Annotated in this window: 1 protein-coding gene and 4 pseudogenes; 3 read left to right on the top strand and 2 right to left on the bottom strand. The window is 56.2% G+C overall.

The annotated features are described in order from the left end of the window. Positions 1-840: 840 nt before the first annotated feature. Positions 841-1,091: pseudogene (locus tag AB4Y44_RS41965) on the top strand (transposase); the annotation flags it as partial. A gap of 17 nt (positions 1,092-1,108) precedes the next feature. Here the strand turns inward: AB4Y44_RS41965 and AB4Y44_RS41960 are convergent. Next, positions 1,109-1,675: pseudogene (locus AB4Y44_RS41960) on the bottom strand (IS5 family transposase); the annotation flags it as partial. Between the two features lie 997 nt (positions 1,676-2,672). Between AB4Y44_RS41960 and AB4Y44_RS41955 the strand changes: the two are divergent. Continuing rightward, complete coding sequence (locus tag AB4Y44_RS41955; RefSeq protein ID WP_069269356.1) at positions 2,673-3,431, top strand: 4'-phosphopantetheinyl transferase superfamily protein; 759 nt, start codon at positions 2,673-2,675, stop codon at positions 3,429-3,431. Here AB4Y44_RS41955 and AB4Y44_RS41950 read toward each other — a convergent pair. Further along, positions 3,380-3,817: pseudogene (locus AB4Y44_RS41950) on the bottom strand (IS4 family transposase); the annotation flags it as partial. The gene AB4Y44_RS41955 and the pseudogene AB4Y44_RS41950 overlap by 52 nt on opposite strands. Before the next feature lie 370 nt (positions 3,818-4,187). Here AB4Y44_RS41950 and AB4Y44_RS41945 point away from each other — a divergent pair. After that, positions 4,188-4,737: pseudogene (locus AB4Y44_RS41945) on the top strand (IS5/IS1182 family transposase); the annotation flags it as partial. Positions 4,738-5,210 lie beyond the last annotated feature (473 nt).

Here is a 5,210-nt window from a genome sequence, read left to right as displayed (position 1 = left end):
TCACCAGCCGCACCGCCTCCAGCTTGAATTCCAGGGTGTACCGCGCACGCTTCAATTGGCTCATCTTCGTTTCTCCTTGCTGCAGTTTAAACCTCAGCAAGGGATACGTTTTTCAGGGGCAAGCTCATGCATCGGGGCACGTCAGGAAAGTTTCCCTTTCCGGTGCGGATAGTCGGCAGCTGTGCCGCGAGTCGTAGTAAGCGACTATGAGGCATCTCACCTCAGCTACAAAATCGATTGTTTGGATAACACTGATTCGCATCGCAAATGAGTTCGCGAACGACATGTATGGCGATGGCTCGCCAAATCCAGTGGGGAAATCCAATTGCGACAAGAACAGCAACATCGAAAGTTGCAGCTGATTGCGGGTTTTTCAGAAGGGGCGGAATTTGTCTGCGTGCCCCGTCGGGAAAGGTTCGCGGGGTTGGCGAGGGTAGACGGGTTAAAGGCAAGGCTTTGGGGATACGAGAACGGCTGCTAACCATTGCCGACAGGCGATTCGCACGATATTGACCGTTGAGAAGTTCGAGCAATTTATCTTGCCGCATCCGAGCCGTGGCCGGCGCGGACCGCCGCCGAATTCGATCTCACGAACCTGCGCCTCAAAGATATCAGTGCTCCCGCTATTTGGAAGGCAGTCCTGTCAACTCGATGAGGTGGCGGCGAATACGCCGTTTCTCGCTCGAATTGAAATTTGCACCAGATCTCAAAAATCCGTCCTTCGCTTTCTGATTAGCCGGCCCGCAGGCCAGAAACTCGTCTCATTTCGCTAATCTTACTGGGTCATAAAATCCCTTTGCGTCAACGAGATACTTGGTAATACACACTCCGGAATTCGCGATGGGAGAAGATATCGATGAATTTGACACGTATCTGAATTATCTGGGGCAGGCATTAGGGGCACGCCGATCGTCATGCCGGCCTCAAGGGTTGCTGTTCGGGCTTGGCGTTGCCGCTGTCGCGCAATAGCGTCGAGCCGATGGCCGCGCACATTGACCCACTTCACGCGAGTGCGACGCACCAGTCACTCCACCACTTTAGACTGGTCTGATCCTGCGGTCTTGCAGCGGGTACGCGAATGGGTGATGCCCGCTTAGATGCACACGCAAACGGGGATGAAGCCCAAATCGAGTGCCAGTTGCCTGCTTTCGCCGCCTTCGTACGCTTTATCCATCAACAGGTGCAGCGGTCAATTGGCCGGCCCGAGGCTCTTTAGCAATTCGCGTCCCTGCGGCGCGTCGCCTGCGTGGCCGGCAGACAACGCGAACGTTATGGCTGTTCGAGCATCCGCGGCAACCATATAAATCTTGGTAGTCCCTCAGCCTCGGGACTTTACGATTGCTTGAGGTCCGTTTTTTAACGCACCGGTGCCGTCAGGATGAACCTTTACCATAGTGCTATCCAGCGAAACCGCGTCGATCCTGATGCGAATGATCTGTGCACGCTGCAATTCCGTGAACACGCGACGCAGCACGCCACTTCTGGACCAGCGGTTCATCCGCGTGTAAATCGTATGCCATCTACCGAAGCGCTTCGGCAGTCCACGCCACTTGCAGCCGTGCTCGGCGACATAAAGATCGCATTGCACTTGGAGGTTCGTCAGACTGACTGTTGCCACACGTTGTCGTGGCAGACAATGCTCGATCCGTTGATATTGGGCTTCGGTGATTTCCATCGCCAGAGTGTACGATCAAACGACATTAGCGTGAACACGCCATAGGACCACTTCTCCACCGGGGCCACGTCACCATCCTTGCCTGTTCGCAGATCTTGCTCCGATACAGCTGCGCAAACTTCCGCAGCTGCGCAAGTTCTTTTCGAAATTTGAACCGAGCCTGATCGGCATCGAACACCGTCACGGTTCGCACTTCTGGGCTCTGGAATTTATCTCGCAGGGGGGCACACGGTTCGACTGCTGCCGACACAATATGTGAAACCCTTTGTGGTCGGCGGCAAGAACGACGAGAATGATGCGTCCGCCATCTGTGCAGCTGTGCCACACCCGGCATTGATCCAGCACCGATCAAGTGCCGAACAGCAACCATTGCAGTCGGCTCATCGCATGAGTGAGCGGGCCGTTTGCGAGCGAACCGTGAAGTCAAATCAGATACATAGCATGTTTGCATGCAGAAGAGGGGTTCATCTTCCGGACGGCCCCTGTCCAGCTTCGGTAGGACTTCAATGGTTCAATGGACTGGGAGTCGGTGCCGTCGCAGACGGCTCTCGTGCAAACCTCCTTTGATCGCTATCCGGCGCTTTCGTGCTCGCGGATCAATTCCGCCACTAGGCGAACGAAATATCGGATGCGTCGCGGCGCTTCGCGCGGGGTTGGCGAAGGTTTCGCAACAACGGAAGGCTGCGCCTTGTGCGTAGTGCTGTACTGTCTTTCCAACGGCCTTTCAATGGGTGACAATGCCGGGCGTGCAATGTCGAATAGAGGAGCGCGAGCACGGCGTCGTCAATCGCTGGTGTGTCATGTTCATGGCGTTCATCTCGGTATCGTTTAGACGCGTGCGCAAAACCGTTCGAGACGTGACAGAATTTCATCGGCCGACTTGCTCCAGACGAGCGCACGTGATCTGCAACCTGTTTCAGGAACTTGAGCACCTCTGTTCCTCGCGCGGCATAATCGCACAGCAACTGCCTGTTACCGTCACTAACGGAGTGAATTGATGATCGTCCCTGCAACGTCGGCTTTCAATGTGCACGAGCTCGCTCCGCCGCGTGCCTCCGCAGCAAATATTGAAATATTTTGCATCAGCTTCGATTTTCGCGTCATGCTCGACTGTCCCGCATTCGCTCCGCTCTCGGACGATGAGCGTGCGAAGGTCGCGCGCTTCCGACGCCGCGACGATGCGCTGCGTTGTGCGGTGACGCGCGTCGTACTGCGTCAGTTGCTCGCGGAACGAACAGATTCGGAGGCCAGTGAATTGCGTTTCGAGCGAGACACCGGCGGACGGCCGCGTCTCGATAAGTCGATGCAAAGCGGGTTCGGTGGGCAACTCGACTTTAACGTTTCGCATTCGGAGCAGTATGCTCTGATCGCAATTGGCCGGCGACGGAGGGTTGGTGTCGATATCGAATTTGCGCGCAAAGACATCAATTGGAGGAAGCTCGCATCAGCGGTATTTGCGCCGCGCGACGAGGCACAAGTGACCGCTTTGCCGATGTACAGGCGAACCGACGCGTTTTATGACGTATGGACGGCAAAGGAAGCGGTGTTGAAGGCACTTGGCGTCGGCATCGGAGGGGGCATGACATGGTTTTCTGTACTTGGCGACAGGCAGCACGAACCAAGCATCCTAGTTAGCGAGGAGAGCGTATGCAATCGCGACTTGATTGCGAGACTCGACGCAGTTTGGCTTCGTGCCCTGAGCGGTTATGCCGCATGTGTCGCGTGGTCGCGCGATGCGGATTCGTGGGATGCGTAGTTCGCAATGCAGGTTAAGCGCATCTCGTTAACAGAAGTTTTGTACCCTTCGCGCAGGATCTGGATAGTGACCACCGCGTCCATCACGCTGCATGCCAATCCACAGTGTCTTCGCGCCGGGTTCACCGTCGCCCTTGCGCCCGAGGTCTGTGAGAGCTGCAACGTTTCAACCCGACATGCGTTCTTCAACACATTGAAGAACATCTCGATCTCCCGCCTCGCGCGGTACCAGTCGATCAGTTCGGTGAGTACATGTGCATCGGACACCTCGCGGTTGCTCAGCAGGCGCCAGACGACGGACTGCACACCGGTGGGCGCATCCACTTCACATGCCTCAACGCAGTTCAACTCGACGCCGCCGCGCCTAGGTAACGTCACGCGCTGTGCACGCAGCAACTTCTGCACTGTTGGCCATAGGCGCTCCGTTCAAATGAACGGAGTGAACCGAATTGGAAAGTTCGAGTTGCGCTTGCGCCCGTTGCCGCTGGCTTCTGCACGCCGCCTGCAGGGTGGCTCCTTCGCCGCCCATGCAGTGGCTCGATTAGGCCGCCCCCGAATTGGCTCTATAACGCCGCCCGCTGTGGACATTGCCAAAAAACATCTTTCAGGTGCACTGGGTCGACCCGGATTCCGGTGAGATCGTCACTCCCAATGGTGTGAGTTTCATAACATCCTCCGATTGATGTTCGGTTACCGTCGCAAAAATCCACCATGCTTTGTAGCTTTGACGGTAGATGGGAGGTTTGAGTGCAAGCTCAAAGTTGTGGCGATCGCCGGGAAGAAGTGCCTGCTCTCGGGCGGGCACTTCAGTGTGGACGGAACGCTGATCCAGGCGTGGGCGGGGCACAAGAGCTTTGTGCCCAAGGACAGTGACGATCAGGACAGCGAAGGTGGTGGTACGGGCGACTCCAAGGGCGAGAAGCGTAGCAACGAGACGCATGAGTCCAGGACCGCATCCCGGTGCGCGGCTCTATCGCAAAGGCAAAACGGCCAGCGAATTGCGTTACATGGGCCACACTCTAACCGACAATCGGCATGGCCTGGTGGTCAACGCACGCGTGACGCGCGCTGACGGGCATGCCGAGCGTGAAGCAGCCAAAGGTCATAATCAACGACGCACGGCAAGCGGCAGGAGACGCGAGTGCAGAAATCACGCTAGTGCAGATAAGGGTTACGACGCACAGGAGGGCTTCGGGTGGGCCAAAACCGTGGTGCGCAGCTTGAAGAAGGTGGACCAGATGTTCGTGTTGAACATGGCCGTTTACAATCTCGTGCGCCTGCGTTCATTGGCACAGGTACGCCCATAGTGGCGAAAAAAAGCGTCAATATGGCCAGCAATTGGCCTCAACCCGCCGAACCAGCATGAGCTTTGCGTTGAAATTTCACAATGCGACGGAACGCGCAGCGAGAGCCGCGTAATCGCAGAAAGCCTGCTTCTAACGGGAGGTACTTCAGCAGCCTGCTAGGCTAGAGCGGTAGCCGAATTGGCGAACATCGAACCACTATCAGCGAAATTGATGGCATTTGGTTTGACAAACGTTTCTTTGCCGATTAGCAATCGTAATTGCCCGATTAACTGAGTTAGCTGCTGTTGCTCTATTAATTGTGTGCCTGTGCGAAACGTTGGTTAGGAGTTTTGTGCAGGGTTTCTCCGTAAGCGTCATTTCGTGGCCGCATGGACAGAGTTGAAGCCGGTGTCCAAAGTGATGTCCGTTACTTCAAGTGGTGGGGACTACTTTGGACACACGGAATGCGCGACCATCGAACCGCAAGGGCCGAC

Origin of the sequence: Paraburkholderia sp. BR10937 (genome assembly GCF_040965695.1) — a bacterium.
Taxonomy (GTDB): Bacteria; Pseudomonadota; Gammaproteobacteria; order Burkholderiales; family Burkholderiaceae; genus Paraburkholderia.
The sequence above is the reverse complement of the archived record's forward strand: the minus strand, read 5'-3'. Positions and strand labels throughout refer to the sequence as shown.

What these genes read in the sequence shown, in the direction of transcription:
- AB4Y44_RS41955 (WP_069269356.1), top strand. Translation starts at nt 2,673, where the DNA reads ATGATCGTCCCTGCAACGTCGGCTTTCAATGTGCACGAGCTCGCTCCG.